General features: G+C 63.3%; 15 protein-coding genes. 6 read left to right on the forward strand and 9 right to left on the reverse strand.

All coding sequences use genetic code 11. The features are described 5' to 3' along the window. Positions 1 to 4 precede the first annotated feature (4 nt). The 8 genes from G4G27_RS11340 to G4G27_RS11375 all read right to left on the reverse strand — a co-directional run bounded on the left by G4G27_RS11340 (position 5) and on the right by G4G27_RS11375 (position 6,761). Complete coding sequence (locus G4G27_RS11340) at positions 5 to 469, reverse strand: SUF system Fe-S cluster assembly protein (protein ID WP_183113416.1); 465 nt, start codon at positions 467 to 469, stop codon at positions 5 to 7. Then, entirely contained in the window at positions 466 to 1,680 is a 1,215-nt protein-coding gene (locus tag G4G27_RS11345) for a cysteine desulfurase (protein ID WP_183113417.1), read from the reverse strand. Before G4G27_RS11345 ends, G4G27_RS11340 begins: the two co-directional genes overlap by 4 nt. Positions 1,681 to 1,909: 229 nt before the next feature. Continuing rightward, positions 1,910 to 2,659 carry a SufD family Fe-S cluster assembly protein gene (locus G4G27_RS11350; RefSeq protein WP_183113418.1) on the reverse strand — a complete coding sequence of 250 codons (750 nt, stop codon included), beginning with the start codon at positions 2,657 to 2,659 and terminating at the stop codon, positions 1,910 to 1,912. Then, positions 2,656 to 3,399 carry a Fe-S cluster assembly ATPase SufC gene (sufC, locus tag G4G27_RS11355; RefSeq protein ID WP_183113419.1) on the reverse strand — a complete coding sequence of 248 codons (744 nt, stop codon included), beginning with the start codon at positions 3,397 to 3,399 and terminating at the stop codon, positions 2,656 to 2,658. The genes G4G27_RS11350 and sufC overlap by 4 nt, the downstream gene beginning before the upstream one ends. A gap of 74 nt (positions 3,400 to 3,473) precedes the next feature. Next, on the reverse strand, positions 3,474 to 3,881 hold the full coding sequence (locus G4G27_RS11360; protein ID WP_183113420.1) for a hypothetical protein: 408 nt from the start codon (positions 3,879 to 3,881) through the stop codon (positions 3,474 to 3,476). After that, entirely contained in the window at positions 3,878 to 5,341 is a 1,464-nt protein-coding gene (sufB, locus tag G4G27_RS11365; RefSeq protein ID WP_183113421.1) for a Fe-S cluster assembly protein SufB, read from the reverse strand. The genes G4G27_RS11360 and sufB overlap by 4 nt, the downstream gene beginning before the upstream one ends. A gap of 1 nt (position 5,342) precedes the next feature. Then, complete coding sequence (locus G4G27_RS11370) at positions 5,343 to 5,813, reverse strand: SUF system Fe-S cluster assembly regulator (protein ID WP_183113422.1); 471 nt, start codon at positions 5,811 to 5,813, stop codon at positions 5,343 to 5,345. Between the two features lie 90 nt (positions 5,814 to 5,903). Next, the gene (locus tag G4G27_RS11375) at positions 5,904 to 6,761 is read right to left on the reverse strand and encodes an AraC family transcriptional regulator (protein ID WP_183113423.1); all 858 of its coding nucleotides are present in this window, start codon (positions 6,759 to 6,761) and stop codon (positions 5,904 to 5,906) included. Positions 6,762 to 7,003: 242 nt separating this feature from the next. On the opposite strand from G4G27_RS11375, the gene G4G27_RS11380 reads away from it, so the two are divergent. From G4G27_RS11380 to G4G27_RS11390, 3 genes are all read left to right on the forward strand, one after another. Further along, a complete protein-coding gene (locus G4G27_RS11380; RefSeq protein WP_183113750.1) occupies positions 7,004 to 8,035 on the forward strand; it encodes a quinone-dependent dihydroorotate dehydrogenase in 1,032 nt (343 codons plus the stop codon). 73 nt (positions 8,036 to 8,108) lie between these two features. After that, positions 8,109 to 9,776 (forward strand): gamma-glutamyltransferase, encoded by a 1,668-nt coding sequence (gene ggt / locus G4G27_RS11385; protein WP_183113424.1) that lies wholly within the window; start codon positions 8,109 to 8,111, stop codon positions 9,774 to 9,776. A gap of 45 nt (positions 9,777 to 9,821) precedes the next feature. Next, positions 9,822 to 11,612 carry a long-chain fatty acid--CoA ligase gene (locus G4G27_RS11390; RefSeq protein WP_183113425.1) on the forward strand — a complete coding sequence of 597 codons (1,791 nt, stop codon included), beginning with the start codon at positions 9,822 to 9,824 and terminating at the stop codon, positions 11,610 to 11,612. Between the two features lie 149 nt (positions 11,613 to 11,761). On the opposite strand, the gene G4G27_RS11395 is transcribed toward G4G27_RS11390, so the two are convergent. Continuing rightward, positions 11,762 to 14,755 (reverse strand): insulinase family protein, encoded by a 2,994-nt coding sequence (locus G4G27_RS11395; protein WP_202049684.1) that lies wholly within the window; start codon positions 14,753 to 14,755, stop codon positions 11,762 to 11,764. A 210-nt stretch (positions 14,756 to 14,965) separates the two neighbouring features. Here G4G27_RS11395 and G4G27_RS11400 point away from each other — a divergent pair, with 210 nt between their 5' ends. The 3 genes from G4G27_RS11400 to G4G27_RS11410 all read left to right on the forward strand — a co-directional run bounded on the left by G4G27_RS11400 (position 14,966) and on the right by G4G27_RS11410 (position 17,114). Next, the gene (locus G4G27_RS11400; protein ID WP_244624655.1) at positions 14,966 to 15,829 is read left to right on the forward strand and encodes an aspartyl/asparaginyl beta-hydroxylase domain-containing protein; all 864 of its coding nucleotides are present in this window, start codon (positions 14,966 to 14,968) and stop codon (positions 15,827 to 15,829) included. 90 nt (positions 15,830 to 15,919) lie between these two features. Continuing rightward, positions 15,920 to 16,492: a NifU family protein gene (locus tag G4G27_RS11405; protein WP_183113427.1), complete on the forward strand. Its 573-nt coding sequence runs from the start codon at positions 15,920 to 15,922 to the stop codon at positions 16,490 to 16,492. Between the two features lie 31 nt (positions 16,493 to 16,523). After that, complete coding sequence (locus G4G27_RS11410; protein ID WP_183113428.1) at positions 16,524 to 17,114, forward strand: malonic semialdehyde reductase; 591 nt, start codon at positions 16,524 to 16,526, stop codon at positions 17,112 to 17,114. Positions 17,115 to 17,128: the final 14 nt, after the last annotated feature.

The raw sequence follows: 17,128 nt of genomic DNA on the forward strand, positions 1-17,128 counted from the left end.
CGCATCACAGCATGCCCAGTTCGAGCTTCGCATCGTCGCTCATCTTCTGCGGATCCCAAGGCGGATCCCAGACGAGATTAACTTCGGCACTACCGACGCCAGGCACCGCGCCGACGCGCAATTCAACCTCCATCGGCATCGATTCCGCGACCGGGCAATGCGGCGTGGTCAGCGTCATCGTCACGACGGCATGGCCGTCATCGGTGACATCAACGCCGTAGATCAGGCCGAGATCGTAGATATTGACCGGGATTTCCGGATCGAAGATTTCCTTCAGTGCATCGACCACCGCCTCGTACAGCGCCCCGCCCGGCTCGCCCGCGGTAAGACCCTGCGGTTTTTGCGCAAGGAAACCCTCAAGATAGTCGCGCTTGCGCTCGAGCGTCTCGGCGGGCGCCTCGACACGCGCACGCGGCGGTGTTTCGACAGTTTCCACTTCTTCGACCGCAATCTTGCGTTCTTCGTTCATCCGAAGATCCTCGTCACTCGTTCGATACCTTTGACCAGCGCGTCCACGTCCGCGGCACTATTATAAACCCCGAAGCTCGCCCGCGCGGTTGCCGGCACGCCCAGCGCCTCCATCAACGGTTGAGCGCAGTGATGCCCGGCGCGGATCGCGACCTTCGCTTCGTCCAAGATGGTGCCGATGTCGTGCGGATGCACCCCCTCGATCGAAAAACTGACGATCCCCGCCGAGTCCTCCGGGCCATAGAGCGTGACCGAATTGATCCGCGACAGCGCCTCGCGGGTTTTCGCGACCAGGGCCGTTTCATGCGCATGGATCGCGTCGAGCCCGATGCTCTCGACATAGTCGATCGCCGCATGGAGCCCGAGCGCGCCGACGATGTGCGGCGTCCCCGCTTCGAACCGCGCCGGCGGCGGGGCATAAGTGGTGCGGGCAAAGGTGACCTTGTCGATCATCGCGCCACCGCCCTGATAGGGCGGCATTGTGTCGAGCAGCTCCGCTTTACCCCACAGGATGCCGATGCCGGTCGGGCCGTAGAGCTTATGGCCGGAGAAGACATAGAAGTCGCAATCGAGAGCCGCAACATCGACCGCCATGCGCGGCACCGCCTGACAGCCGTCGAGCAGGATCTTCGCGCCGACCGAATGCGCGATCTCCGCAGCACGCTTCGCATCGAGGACCGAGCCGAGCACGTTCGAAACATGAGCGAGCGCGACCAGCTTGTGATCGGGCGTGATCATCGCCGCCATCGCATCGAGATCGATGCGATGATCGGCAGTCAGCGGCACGACATCGATCGATGCACCGACGCGCTCCGCGACGAACTGCCACGGCACGATGTTGGAGTGATGCTCAAGCGTGGAGAGCAGGATGCGGTCGCCGGCTTTGAGCTGAGTCCCGGCCCAGCATTGCGCGACGAGATTGATCCCCTCGGTGGCGCCGCGCACGAACACAATCTGGTCCGACGAGGTCGCGCCGATAAAGCCGGCGACACGCTTGCGCGCCGCTTCATAGGCGAGCGTCATATCGGCCGAGCGCTGATACACGCCGCGGTGCACGGTTGCGTAGGTCGTATCGTAGCCGCGCGTGATCGCGTCGATCACGACCTGCGGCTTCTGCGCGGTCGCGGCGGTATCGAGATAGGCCCAGCCGGCGGGAATCGCGGGGAAATCGGCGAGACGGTCGAGTGGGCGGGTATCGGTGAGAATGGTCATACTGCCCTTCTCCCCTTGTGGGAGAAGGTGGCCGAGCGCATCGAGGTCGGATGAGGGGGAGTTTGAGGCGACACGCTTGTCTGCGTCCCCCTCACCCTTCCCATCGCTCCGCAATGGGCCCAGTATCGGGTGAACAGCACCCCGTGCTGTTCAGGCCATGCCGGGGGCATGGCCGACCCGATGCTCCTCTCCCACAGGGGGAGAGGGAGAATAAGGTTCGACCCCTCACTCACAACATCCGCTCCAGCGCGATCTGCGCCGCCGCTTCGATCGCCTCACGTTCACCAGCATCCTCAATGCCGGCAAAGGCGCTGGCCACGAACGCCTGCAGCAACAGCACCTTCGCCTCGGCCGGCGCAATCCCGCGGCTCGCCAGATAGAAGAGCGCCATCGCATCGAGCTCGCCGACCGTCGCACCATGCGCGCACTTCACGTCGTCGGCGAAGATCTCAAGTTCGGGCTTGGCATTGGCGGTCGCGGTGCGGGTCAGCAGCATCGCCTTGACCGACTGGCTGGCGTCGGTCTTCTGCGCGTCGCGTGCGACCGCGACCTTGCCGAGATAGCTGCCGGTCGCCCTGCCGCCGAGCACCGAGCGGACCAGCTGGTTGGAGGTCGCATTGGGCTCGATATGATTGAGCGTGGTGACGATCTCGAGCGTCTGCTGGCCGCCGCCAAGCATCGCGCCACCGAGTTCGAAATGCGACCCTTCATGACAGGTCACGTCCATCGCGATGCGGCCGAGCTTGCCGCCGATATTGAGCACATGAAAGGTCGCGGTCGCGCCCTTGTGCAGCACGACGCGAAAATCGCGGATCGCGACCGCGTCGAGGCCTGCGTCCTGCACGATCACGCGCGACACGGACTCGCCCGCCGCGACCTCGACCAGCTCGGGCGCCGGCACCGGCCAGACCGAGGCGACCGCTTCCAGATCCGAATAGCGCCAGACTTCGTCGCGCCGAGTGGGCAGAGCAAGTGTCACGCCGCCACCGCTCCATAGCCTTCGGCTTCGAGTTCATGCGCCAGTTCTGCCCCGCCCGAGCGGGTGATCCGCCCGCCGCTCAACACATGCACGAAGTCCGGCTTCACATAATCGAGCAGCCGCTGGTAATGCGTGATCAGGACCACCGCCTTGTCTGCGCTGCGCATGATGCGGTTGATGCCGTCGCCGACGACGCGCAACGCATCGATGTCGAGCCCGGAATCGGTTTCGTCGAGGATCGCCAGCTTCGGGCCAATGATGCCCATCTGGACCATCTCGTTGCGCTTCTTCTCGCCGCCCGAAAAGCCGACATTGACCGGGCGCTTGAGCATTTCCTGATCCATCGACAACAGATCGGCCTGCGTCCGCGCCAGCTTGAGGAACTCGCCACCCGACAGCGGCGCTTCGCTACGCGCCTTCCGTTGCGCATTTAGCGCTTCGCGAAGGAACTGCACGTTCGACACGCCGGGAATTTCGATCGGATATTGGAAGCCTAGGAACAGGCCGGCTGCGGCGCGCTCGTGCGGTGCCATTTCCAGCAGGTCTTGGCCAGCGAAGGTCACCGATCCAGCGGTCACTTCATAACCGGGCCGACCGCCCAACACATAACCAAGCGTGGACTTGCCCGCGCCGTTCGGGCCCATGATTGCGTGCACCTCGCCCGCATTCACGTCGAGCGAAAGGCCCTTGAGAATTTCCTTGCCGTCGATTTCGGCGTGGAGGTTAGTGATTTTCAGCATTAAAATCTTTCAGTGTTCTCAATCAGATGTGCGTGGAATCGATGTGGCGTGGCTTGTTCCGTCGTGGCCGTCGCTCACGAGGTCTTTTCCTTCGCACCGGCCATCGCGCCACTCATCACTTCAGCGAAATCGTCGATGCTCTTCAGCGTCTCTTCAATCGTCGCCGCGCGATATGAATCGTCCTTGCCGGCCTTGGCCAGCAGCGCGTCGGCGTCGGCTGCAGCCCTCGTCCGAAGCGCCAAACAGTCACCGCCCTTTGTTACAAGCGGCTTCACCCGCTTGCCATCCTTGCCGCTGATCGTAGCGCCAAGCGACTGCAGTCGGCAGGCGAGATAGGGTTCGACCGCAGGTGCGACCTCATCGGGTATGTGGAGGCTGTGTGTCTCAGACTTTTCAACCTTGTTGGTCAGCTCGAGCGCTGCCGCTTGCGTCGCCGAAACCGTCACCATTCCGATCACGCCAAGTATAATGAGCTTCCTCACCCCACGCTCCCCTCAAGCGAGATTCCCAACAGCTTCTGCGCCTCGACCGCAAACTCCATCGGCAATTGCTTCAGCACCTCGCGCGCGAAGCCGTTAACGATCAGCGCGACCGCCGCTTCGCTGTCGAGCCCGCGCTGCATCGCGTAGAACATCTGGTCATCGCTGATCTTCGAGGTGGTCGCCTCATGCTCGATCTGCGCCGACGGGTTGCGCACCTCGATATAGGGCACGGTATGCGCGCCGCACTGGTCGCCGAGCAGCAGGGAATCGCACTGGGTAAAGTTGCGCACCCCTTCCGCGGTGGGCGCGACGCGGACCAGGCCGCGATACGTATTGTCCGAGCGCCCGGCCGAAATGCCCTTCGACACGATGGTCGATCGGGTGTTCTTGCCGAGATGGATCATCTTGGTGCCGGTATCGGCCTGTTGCCGGTTGTTGGTCACCGCGACGGAGTAGAATTCGCCGACGCTATTCTCGCCCGCCAGCACGCAAGAAGGATATTTCCAGGTGATCGCGCTGCCGGTCTCGACCTGGGTCCAGCTGACCTTGCTATTCTTGCCCTGGCAGAGCGCGCGCTTGGTGACGAAATTATAGATCCCGCCCTTGCCGTTCTCGTCGCCCGGATACCAGTTCTGCACGGTCGAATATTTGATCTCGGCATCGTCCAGCGCGACCAGCTCGACCACGGCGGCGTGCAACTGGTTCTCGTCGCGCATCGGCGCGGTGCAGCCTTCGAGATAGGAGACATAACTGCCCTTGTCGGCGATGATCAGCGTGCGTTCGAACTGGCCGGTATTCTCCGCATTGATGCGGAAATAGGTGCTCAGCTCCATCGGGCAGCGCACGCCCTCCGGGATATAAACGAAGGTGCCGTCACTGAACACCGCGCAGTTGAGCGCGGCGAAGTAATTGTCGTGCTGCGGCACGACCTTACCGAGCCATTTGCGCACCATGTCGGGATAGTCGCGGATCGCCTCGCTGATCGAGCGGAAGATCACCCCGGCGCTTTCGAGCTCCGCGCGGAAAGTGGTCGCGACCGAGACGCTGTCGAACACCGCATCGACCGCGACTTTGCGCGCACCTTCGACCCCGGCGAGCATTTTCTGCTCCTCGATCGGGATGCCGAGCTTTTCATAGACGCGCAGGATTTCGGGATCGACCTCGTCCAAGCTGCCGAGCTTCGGCTTGGCCTTGGGTTCGGCGTAATAATAAGCGTCCTGATAATCGATCGGCGGCACGTTGAGCTTGGCCCACTCGGGCGGCGTCATGGTCAGCCACAGGCGATACGCCTTGAGCCGCCAGTCGAGCATCCATTCGGGTTCGTTCTTCTTGGCCGAAATGAAGCGGACCGTATCCTCGCTCAGCCCCTTGGGCGCGAATTCCTGTTCGATGTCCGAATGGAAACCCCATTCGTACGTCTTGTTGGCGGCGGCATGCGCTTCGGCGTTCTTGGTGGCCATCTTAATTCATCACCTCGGCGCCGAGCGCCATATCGACCCTGGTTTCGGTCGGATTGGTTCGGAGTGGCGTGCTGGACAAGGTGGCCAGGCTGACGCCCGCCAACGCCCCGCGCACCGCGCCGTTGACGGTGTTCCAGTGCGGCTTCACCCGGCAATTATCTTCATGTCCGCAGTCGTGCCGTCCGGCCTCGACACAGGCAGTCATCGCGATTGGCCCCTCGACCGCCTCAATGATATCGGCGAGACTGATCGCCGCCGCCGGCCGTGCAAGGCGGAAACCGCCGCCGGTGCCGCGCGTGCTTTCGATCAAGCCCGCCGACGACAGACGGCTGACCAGCTTCTGCACGGTTGGCAGCGGCACACCGGTTTCCTCGGCGAGCAAAGTCGCGTTGAGCCGCGCCGCGCCACCACAATGACGCGCGGTCGCGCTCATCATCACGACAGCATAATCGGCGAGGCTGGAAAGGCGCATGAATTCCTAATCGGATTGATTCGTTCCGATTGGCATGTGGGGGCGCGAGAGGTCTGGGTCAACCACTAATCCTCCCGGCGCGGAGAGGATTTACGTCCCGCTGATCAGCGGACTCACCTGCCCGTCCAGCGCGGTGCGCTGACGCATCGTCAGTCGCTGCAATATGCCGGGTTCAGCCTTGATCTGGCGCGGGGTCAGGCCGGTGAATTGCTTCACTTCGCGGATCAGGTGAGACTGGTCGTAGAAACCGCGCGCGATGACATCATCGACGTCCTCATTGTCCGAAGCCAGAGCGACCGCTGCGCGCAGCGCACGATATTTGCGCGCAAGGAGTTTTGGCGGCGCACCGTACATCGCGTTGCATTTGCGCTCGACCTGGCGTCGCGACAGGCCAGTGGTCGCAACCAGATCGTCCATCTCGGGGGAAGGGCTTGCCGCCAGCCAGCCATCGACCTGGCGCACGAACTGGCACGCCTGTTCATGCCCGCCACACACGAGTTCGCGCACCAGCGCCTCGCCGATCGCGACGCGGGCCGGAACATCGGACGCCGCGCGCATCGCATCCGCCGCCGTGCGCAGCCGGGCGGCGCCGAACAGGCCATTGGCGTCGATCGCCCGGTTAAGCACCGACGATGCCTCGCTGCCGATCATCGCGGCCCATCCAGCGGCGGTCACGCCCATGCCGAACACCAGCAAGGGCCCTTTGGCGCGCACCTGCATCGCACCGCTGGTCGGGCCAATAACATGGAAATCGGGGACCGACTGGATCGATCCGTCGGGGAATCGGTATTCCGCGTCGCCAGGCGACAATCGGATACGGAACTGCGCATGATCGGCGCGTTCGCTGTCTTCGAAAACGGGAACATCCGCCCGAAAATGGTAGAAAAGCGTGATGTAGTCGGTCAGGTCCGCTGCCGGGACCGCATAGTCCAGCTGAATATCCGACAATGTTTGCGCCCCCATTATCTTATGAGGGGCAAGGTAACGCTTTGTCACCGAAAAGAAAAGCGGCCCGGACGGAGAACCGCCCGGGCCGTAAGTGAAAGAACCCCCTGTTGCGAAAGGGCTCCTTGGGTCGCACTGCTCTTTGAGCAAATTCCAACCCGCCTGTATTGGACGAAAGCGCCATTTTGGTGAGATTCCGTAACGAAATTTTTGACCATGCGGCTTGCCGATGCCATGTCGCGCCGATGCTCTACCCGTTGATCCGCCCCGCCCTTTTCGCCATCGATGCCGAGCGCGCGCATGGCCTGACCCTTGCTATGCTGTCGCGATGGCCGGGACGCCCGTTGCTCCAGTCCAATCCAGTCCTCCGCACGACGGTCGCAGGGCTCGATTTCGCCAACCCGCTGGGTCTCGCCGCAGGCGTCGACAAGGACGGCCGCGCGATCGACGGTTTCTTCTCCCTTGGCTTCGGCAGCGTCGAGATCGGCACGCTGACCCCCCTGCCCCAGCCCGGCAATCCACGCCCGCGCGTGTTCCGGCTGCGTGAGGACCGCGCGGTGATCAATCGCATGGGGTTCAATAATGGTGGCATCGATGCCGCTTTGCCGCATGCCGCCGCAGCGCGGCGCCAGGGCAAGCTCGGCATCAATGTTGGCGCGAACAAGGACGCGACCGACCGGATCGCCGACTACCGCATCGGCGTGGAAAAAGCCGCGCAGGTCGCGGATTATGTCACGATCAATATCAGTTCGCCCAACACGCCGGGACTGCGCGATCTGCAACATGGGTCGGCGCTGGCCGAACTGCTCGCCGCCGCCGATGAGGCGCGGCGCATTCCGATCCAGCGTCCGCCCCTGTTCCTGAAGGTCGCGCCAGATCTCAACGCGCGCGAGATCGACGGAATCGCACGTGCGGCGATCGAAAACCGCATCGATGCGCTGATCGTCAGCAACACGACCCTGTCGCGTCCGGCGTTGCAATCCGCGCGGGCGGTCGAGACCGGGGGCTTGTCCGGTGCTCCGCTGGCACGACTTGCGCGACAGCGGCTCGCTGATTTTCGCAGGGCAACCGATGGCGCGCTGCCACTGATATCGGTCGGCGGAATCGGCAGCGCGGAAGAAAGCTACGCGCGAATCCGCGCCGGGGCGAGCCTGGTGCAACTCTATACCGCCCTGGTCTATGAGGGCCCGGGGCTCGCGCGCCGTATCACGGACGGGCTCGCCAAGCTGTTGGAGCGTGACGGTTTCGCGAGTGTTGCCGAGGCGGTCGGCCCCTGATTGGGTATCACATCGCCATCGAGGGCGACGTAGCGTCTTGTTCGCCCCGAAAACCCCGCTACGCTTTTCGGCAATGAAAAACCTGATCCTCGCGCTCGCACTGCTCCTCGGTCCAACCGCCGCCAATGCCCAGGGAGTCGTTTCCTCCGCCGATCCGCGCGCATCTGCCGCGGGCCAACAGGTCCTCCGCGACGGCGGTAGCGCCGCCGATGCGGCGATGGCGATGATGCTCGCGCTGACCGTGGTCGAGCCGCAATCGAGCGGCATCGGCGGCGGCGGTTTCCTGATCCATCATGACGGCAAGACCGGACTGCTCGACACGATCGATGGGCGTGAAAAAGCGCCGATGGCCGCGACGCCGCAGCGTTTCCTCGGCCCCGACGGCAAGCCGGTGCCGTTCTTCCAGGCGGTTCCAGGCGGCCTTTCGGTCGGCGTGCCTGGCAATATCCGGCTGATGGCGATGACTCATGCGAAATGGGGCAAACTGCCATGGAAGGCGCTGTTCGCGCCTGCGATCAAGCTGGCCGAGGACGGCTATCAGGTGACCCAGCCGATGGCCAATGGCATCGGCTTCGTCAGCCAGTTCTGGGGCAAGTTTCCGGATACCGCGAAACAATATCTCGATGCCGACGGCAAACCGCTGGCGGTCGGCGCGACGGTCAAGAACCCGCGCCTCGCCAAAGTCCTGCGCAAGCTTGCCGCGGAAGGCCCCGACGCCTTTTACACTGGCGACAATGCCAGGGAGATCGTCAGGGTCACGACTGGCGCCGCGCAGAATGCCGGTGACATGACGCTTGCCGACCTCACCGCCTATCAGGCGAAGGAGCGCCCGGCAGTGTGCGGTACATATCGCACGTACCGGATTTGCGGCATGGGCCCGCCTTCTTCCGGCGCGACCACGGTGTTGCAGATTCTCGGCATGGTCGAACGTTTCGACCTGAAGAAACTGGGCAAGGATTCGCCGGTCGCCTGGCATGTGATCGGCGAGGCGATGCTGCTCGCTTATGCCGATCGCGAGAAATATCTCGGTGATCGCGATTTCGTCGATGTGCCGGTCGCCGGGTTGATCGACCCGGCCTATATACGGTCGCGCTCGCGCCTGATCTCGGCGAACAAGTCGCTTGGCAAATATGAGGCGGGCATGCCGCCCGGCGCCAGGCCACGCACCGCGGCGGTTCAAAACGAAGTGCCGAGCACCACCCACTTCGTCGCGATCGACCGGAACGGCGACATCGTCACCATGACTTCGACCGTCGAAGGATCGTTCGGCAGCCAGTTGCTCGCCAATGGCTATGTGCTCAACAATGAGCTGACCGATTTCACCATGGCGCCGGAAAAGGATGGCATGCCCGTCGCCAACCGGGTCGAGCCGGGTAAGCGCCCCTTGTCATCGATGGCACCGACGATCGTCTATGATGCGAGCGGCAAGCCCGTCTTCACGGTTGGCGCGGCCGGCGGCAAGACGATCATCATGCAGGTCGCGAAGGCGCTGATCGCGCATCTCGACTGGAACGAATCCGCGCGCGATGCGATCGGTGAGGGATTGATCTACTTCAACGGCGACACGATCGTCCTCGAACGGGGTACCGGGCGTGAAGCCTTGAAACCCGCGCTGGAGAAACTCGGCCACAAGGTCGATATCGCAAAGCTTGGGCTGAAGGCCAATGCTGCAGAGTTGACCTCGTCGGGCTGGGTTGGCGCCGCCGACCCGCGTAGCGTGGGCGTGGCGCTGGCCGAATAAGCTAATCCGCGCAGCCGAACACGGCGCGCGTATAGGGAGAGACAGATGCGGACGCTCGAACATTTCCCCAACCTCGTGACGATGTTCTTCACGCGTGCGGCGGAACAGGGCGACAAGCCATTTCTGTGGCACAAGGAAGAAGGCGGCTGGGTATCACTCAGCTGGCGCGATTCCGCGACAAAGATCGCGAGCCTCGCCCGCGCGTTGAAAGCGATCGGGCTGGAGCGCGGCGACCGCGTGATGCTGGTGTCGGAGAACCGTCCCGAATGGTGCCTGAGCGACCTGGCGATCATGGCGGCGGGCTGCGTCACCGTGCCGACCTATGTCACCAATACCGAACGCGACCACACCCATATCATCGAAAATAGCGAAGCCAAGGCGGTGATCGTGTCGACCGCCAAGCTCGCCAAGGTCCTGCTCCCGGCGGCTGTCCGTGCCTCCGCGGCAAAGATCGTCATCGGCATCGAGGACATTCGTGTCGCCCAGTCGGGTGCGCTCGAATTCCACAATTGGTCGAAGCTGATCCAGGATCACGCCGCCGATCCGAAGGATGTGGCGGCGGAAGCGGATTTCACGCGCGAGGACCTTGCCTGCATCATCTACACCAGTGGCACCGGCGGTGCGCCGCGCGGCGTGATGCAGCACCACGGCGCCATCCTGCACAACGTCAATGGCTGCTGCACCGTGATTTCCGAGGATTTCGGCTGGGAGGACGAGGTATTCCTGTCCTTCCTGCCACTGAGTCACGCCTATGAGCATACCGGCGGCCAGCATTTCCCGATCGGGCTCGGCGCGCAGATCTATTATTCCGAAGGGCTGGACAAGCTCGCTTCCAATATCGAGGAGACGCGCCCGACGATCATGGTCGTCGTGCCGCGCCTGTTCGAAGTGCTGCGCACGCGCATCTCCAAGGCGATCGAGAAGCAGGGGAAATTCTCCAATTATCTGCTGGACCGTGCGCTCGATGTCGGGACCAAGTCCTACGAAGGACGGATGAGCCTGAAGGACCGAGCGATGGATCTCGTCGTCAAGGCGACGATCAAACCCAAGATCAGCAAACGCTTTGGCGGGCGGATGAAGGCGATGGTGTCGGGCGGCGCACCGCTGACGCCGGAGGTCGGCATCTTCTTCCAGTCATTGGGGCTGACCTTCCTGCAGGGTTATGGCCAGACCGAGGCCGCACCGGTCATCTCATGCAATCGTCCCAGTGCCGGATTGAAGATGGACACGGTCGGTCCGCCGCTGCCCAATACCGAAGTACGCATCGCCGAGGATGGCGAAATCCTCGTGCGCGGCGAGCTGGTCATGCACGGTTACTGGCGCAACGAGGCCGAGACAGCGCGCGTGCTCCAGGATGGCTGGCTGCATACCGGCGATATCGGCCTGATCGACGAGAAGGGCCGGATCAAGATCACCGATCGCAAGAAGGATATCATCGTCAACGACAAGGGCGACAATGTCGCGCCTCAAAAGGTCGAAGGCATGCTCACGCTGCAGCCCGAGATCGTCCAGGCGATGATCTTCGGCGACCGCAAGCCCTATATGGTTGCGGTGCTGGTGCCCGACCCCGAATGGACCCAGGAATGGTGCGCGAGGAATGGCGATAGCTGCAATTTCGCCAAGCTGATCGAGAATAGCAGCTATCGCACCGCGCTCAGCGCGGCGGTCGAGCGCGTGAACAAGGATTTGTCGGTGATCGAGCGGGTGCGGCGCTATGTGATTGCGGACGGTGCTTTCACGATAGAGAATGAACAGCTCACGCCGTCGCTCAAGATCCGGCGGCATGTGCTGAAGGAAGTCTACGGGCCGAGGCTCGACGCGCTGTACAAGGGGTAGCTTGGGACGCGCGCGCGTCTGCGCGCCCGAAGACGCGTCTGCGCGCCCGAAGAATCGTTTCGCTAGGTCCCAGCGTCGATTGGGGCATCGAGCCCCATTCAACGCTGCCCCACCCCCTGTCCCTCCCCTGAAGGGGAGGGGTTGAAGAATCACCGCCCTATCGTCACCGGTTTCTTCGCCACTGGCGGCGCCTTCGCCACTGGCGGCGCCTTCGCCGCTGGCGTCGCAGGGGCGGTCGCCGCGACCGGCATCGTCAGCGGCTTGTTGCCAAGCGCCTTGGGCACCACCGCCATCGTCCAGTCCTTGTCGGGCCGCAGATATTTCCGCGCTGTCGCTTGGATGTCCGCCGAGGTGACTCGCGCCAGATCGACGAACAAGGAGCGCAGCGCGGTGATCCGCCGCTCGTCATAAGATGCGCCAGCCAGATAGTTGAGCCAGAACTGATTGCCCGTCGACGAGCGCAGGATCGACTGTTTCATCGGCGTCAGGATGCGTTGCAGCTCATCGTCGCTGACCGGGTTGGCGACCAGGTCTGCAGCGATCTCCCGCGACATCTTGAAGAATAAGGCGACATTGTCTGGCGCAACCTGACCGATTGCGAACAACCGCCCACCGCTGGCCATGCCGACCGGCCATTGGCTCTGCACCGAGGGCGAATAGCTCGCGCCCGCTTCGGAACGAAGCCGGTCGAACAGCCGGTCGCTCATGATCGCGGCAAGCACGTCGAGATAACGACTTTCGGTCACCGCCTCGATCCCGCCGCCGGTCGGCCAGACGATCACCGCCGCCGCCTGGTTTTCGGGGCCGCCATGGGTGCGGATCAATGGCGTTACATTGTGCGCGGGGAAGCGCACGGGCGGCGCAGCCTGAGTCGATGCGGCACGCGGCGGCAGCGCGCCGATGGTCTGCGCGACCGCCTTGATTGCCGCGTCGGCATTGATGTCGCCGAACACCTGTACCTCGATCGGGCCGGTGGCGAGCAATGGCTCCCATAATTTGCGCACATCGGCAGCGGTCGTCCCGACCACCTGAGCGCGGCTCGGCGTGCCCCAGCGCGGATCGCCGTCATGGAGCAACCCTTCGAGATCGCGCGACAGCACGCCATCGGGTGACGCATCGAACCCGTCATAACCCGCAACAACCAGCGACTTGGCGCGTGCGACGGGGTTGGGATCCCAGCCCGGCGCGGCCATTCGTGCCGCCATCAAACGCAATTGGTCGGCAAGATCGGTCGGTGAGGTCATTGCGCCATAGCTGAACGTGTCTTCGCCGATATCGAAATCGAGTCCGATCCGGCGCCCCGCAGTGAGCTGATCGACATCGCCCTGTTTGAGCGTACCGACACCGCCCGCAACGAGCGACAATTCACCGGCCCAGGCCGGGGTTTCGCGATCCGCCGGCAAGGCATTGTAACCGCCACCGAAAAGCACCCGAACATAGACCCGGGTCGCCTCCGCCGGACTGGTCCGCAACATCAGCCGAACGCCGTTCGAAAAAACGACCTTTTCGATATCGAGGTCGGCGATCTTGTTGCGGCTGACCACGGTCCCGGGCTTGCCGAGTCTGGGCAGCTTGGAGAAATCGACTCTGGCCTGTGCGTTGCGCTTGCCGGCTAGGCCGCCGACGTCCGCCTTGAGCGCGGCCGCCAATTTGGTCGCCGCATTCTCATCGGGAGTGCGGATATTGATCAACGCGCGCGTCGCATCGCCGGTGAAGATGCGCTTGGTCGACGCAAGCACCGTTGCCGGCGTGAACATCTTCTTCTTCTCGGCGGCCTTGAGCACGGCATAGATCGTCTTGGGCGCAGTCACCGTTTCACGGATATCGACCGCCTCGACCATGTCGTCGGCTTGCGACGCGCCCGCTTCCGCCGCCTGAGTCTCGACGCGTGTACGCAGCACGGTGTCGAAATCGGCCAGCTCGCGCGATACCTCTTCCGCGCTTGGCGGCGCCGCCTGGGCATCCGCGATCACCGCGCGCACGTCCTTCAGTGCCGCCTCCCAATCGTCGCCGATCGGCAGGATATTGACGAAGGTTCCGCTCGCCGAGCGGGAGACGTCGTCCGTGCTGACTTCGGCCTGGATGAAACTGCCCCCGGCACGTGCGCGCGTCTCGAGACGGCGGCTGATAACGCGTGCGGCGACCGAATCGACCAGCCGATTCTGGTTCATGATGATCGTGTCGTCCTGATATTTCCATGGACGCAGCACTGCCAGGCCGACGATCGGCGGCAGGCTCGGTTCGACCACGACCGCAGTCGACGGCCGGGCGCCATCAGGCTTGCCGAAATCGGGCTCGGCCGGCTTCGGGCCGGTCCCTTGCCAGCCGGAGAAATTCTTCGCGACCAATCGTTCGAATAGTGCGGGATCGAGATCGCCGGAGATCACGACGACCGCGCGTTCGGGACGATACCAGCGATCGTGGAAAGTCTTGACGCCCTCGGCGGTCGCCGCTTCCAGCGTCTTGATCGTACCGATCGGCGAGCGATTGGCGAGCGGCTGCCCGGCAAAGAAGGCCGCTAGCCGGGCGTCGCCGAAGCGCACCTGCGGACCCGGGGCTTCGCGCTGTTCCGCAAGCACCGCGGGCCGTTCGGCGTTGAGCGCGGCGGTGGTGATGTTGGGTTTGTCGACCATGCCGGCCAGCACCTTCAGGCTCTCGTCGAGGCCCGCTTCGGTCGCGCTGGGCAGATCGAGCTTGAACACCGTCTGGGTCGGGGTTGTCTGAGCGTTGGTGTCAGAACCAAAGGTCGCGCCGAAGCGCTGCCAGATTCGTTTCGCCTCACCATCGGGCACATATTCCGAGCCGCGAAACGAGAGATGCTCGATCAGATGCGCATAGCCGCGCTCGCTTTCGGTTTCCATCAACGAGCCGGCATCGATCCGCACCCGGATTGCGACCTGGCCCGGCGGCACGCCATTGCGGCGCACGGCGTAACGCACGCCATTGGGCAGCGTACCGAATCGCCATTCCGGATCGGGCGGGATATCACTGCCCTTGTAGAGCCAGGCCGACCGATCGACACTTTGTGTCGGTGACGGAACAACCGCCGGTTGAGCGGTGTTCTGACCGCTGGCGGGAAGGGTCAATCCAAGCAGAAGAGCAGAGATCAACGGAAGACGCATAACGCGCATAGAAACAACCATGCGGGCGACTCTAGCGGTCTTCCCGAGCAACCGCCAGATGCCGCACCGTGCATTGCCAAGGACACAAAGCGTCACAAAGCGCCATTTTTTCGACCAAGAGCCGCGCTAACTGTCCGCCTCACCAAAGCGTTGGGGGCATACGCCGCTGCGGTGCAACATGAGGAAATCCGGGCCGGTTGAGCAGCCGTCCGAACAAAGGCGAGTATGTCAGTGACCGTAAAAACGACTTCGGCCGCAGCCGGATTATGGCCTAAATCGGGCAACTCCGACGAGCAGCGCACCATCCGCGTTCCCGATCTCAACGTGATTTCCGGGGCACCGGCGCAGGGCGCCAAGCTCGAGGCGGATCCCAATCGGCCATTGATCATCCGTTTCGGCAAGCATCTGCGCGGCATCTTTGACCGGCTGATCGCCTCGTCCTCGCTCGTCTCCAACGATCCGGTTCTCGACGTGCGCGATTTCGCCTGGACGGCGATCCTGCGCGACAATTGGGAAACGATCCGCGACGAGGCGATCGAGGTCGCGCTGCGGGGCCAGGCGTCACCGAGCCTCGCCACCATCTCGCCGGACCATCGATCGATCGCGCAGATCGATATGTGGCGCTCCTTCTTCCTGTGGGGCTATGGCTTTCCGATCGAGGACAATCTCGCGCGCTGCCCGAAGACTCAAGCGATCGTCGAGCAGATTCCGGGCCTGAACAGCGCGTTCTTCTCGATCCTCGCGCCGGGCACGCACATCCCCGACCATCGCGGCGTCACCAAGGGTCTGATCACCTGCCATCTCGGGCTGATCGTGCCGCAGGATGGCGATGTCCGGATGCGCGTCGACGATCGCATCGTACGCTGGGCGGAGGGCGAGACATTGGTGTTCGACGACACCTATCAGCACGAGGTCTGGAACGATACGATCGGCACGCGCGTCGTCCTGCTCATCCAGTTCGAGCGCCCGTTGCGCCAGCCGGGCCGCTGGATCGCCGACACCTTCCTCAAGGTCGTACGCAAGTCCGCCTTTGTCCAGGAAGCCCGCGACAATATCGCGACCTGGAACGACGCAATGAAGAAGATGGACGTTTGATGCTCCGCCACCCCTCCCGCAAGGGAGGGGAATTGATCCGTTTCCAACTCCTGCCTTGATCCAGCCCCTCGCGCACGCCACATGCAGGGGATGCTGATCGAAACCGAAACGACGCCCAACCCCGCGACGCTCAAATTCCTTCCCGGTCAGACCGTGATGGAAGCCGGTACGCGCGACTTCGCCACGCCCGAAGAGGCGGAGGCGTCGCCACTCGCCGAGGCGCTGTTCGGTCTCGGCGACGTGACCGGTGTGTTCTTCGGCAGCGACTTCATTTCGGTCACCGCAGCGCCGGGTGTCGACTGGTCCTATCTCAAGCCCGACGTGCTTGGCCTGCTGCTCGATCATTTCTCCGCCGCCATGCCGCTGTTCCGCCCCGGCAGCGCCGGCGGGATCAGTGTTCCGTCCGAGGAGAGTTTCGCGGAGAACCCCGAAGACGCCGATATCGTCGCGCAGATCAAGGAATTGATCGATACTCGCGTCCGTCCGGCGGTGGCCAATGACGGCGGCGACATCATCTATCGCGGCTTCGACCAGGGTAAGGTCTTCCTGAAGATGCAGGGCGCTTGTGCCGGTTGCCCGTCCTCGACCGCCACGCTGAAGAACGGGATCGAGCAATTGCTCAAATATTATGTTCCCGAGGTTACCGAAGTCCGCGCGGTCTGACACCGCCTTCCGTCTGAAAAGAGGTCCCTCCATGACCGAGAAGCTGTCCGACGCGGCGCTCGATACGATCTTCCGTACCGCGCGCACCTATAATGGCTATACCGATCAGCCCGTCGCCGAAGCGGAACTCCACGCCATCTGGGACTTGATGAAATGGGGTCCGACCTCAGCCAATCAGCTTCCCGCGCGCATGGTCTGGTGCGTCAGCGACGAAGCCAAGGCGAAGCTTGCCGCATGCAGCTCGGCGCAGAATGCGCCCAAGATCCTCAAGGCGCCAGTCAGCGTAGTGATCGGCATGGATCAGAATTTCCACGATCATTTACCCGAACTCTTCCCGCACGTCGATGCCCGGCCCTGGTTCGCCGATCCCCAGGGACGGGCCGTTTCGGCCATGCGCAATTCGAGCTTGCAGGGTGCCTATTTCATCATCGCCGCCCGTGCTCTGGGCCTGGATACCGGGCCGATGTCGGGCTTCGACAATGCCAAGGTCGATGCCGCCTTTTTCGCGGATACGCCCGATGTGAAGTCGAACTTCATTTCGACCCTCGGCCATGGCGACCCGGCGACGATCTTCGACCGGCTGCCGCGTCCCGCGTTCGAGAAATTCAACACGATCGCGTGAGCCGTTCGGTGACT

It is taken from the genome of Sphingomonas sp. So64.6b, from assembly GCF_014171475.1.
Classification (GTDB): Bacteria; Pseudomonadota; Alphaproteobacteria; order Sphingomonadales; family Sphingomonadaceae; genus Sphingomonas; species Sphingomonas alpina_A.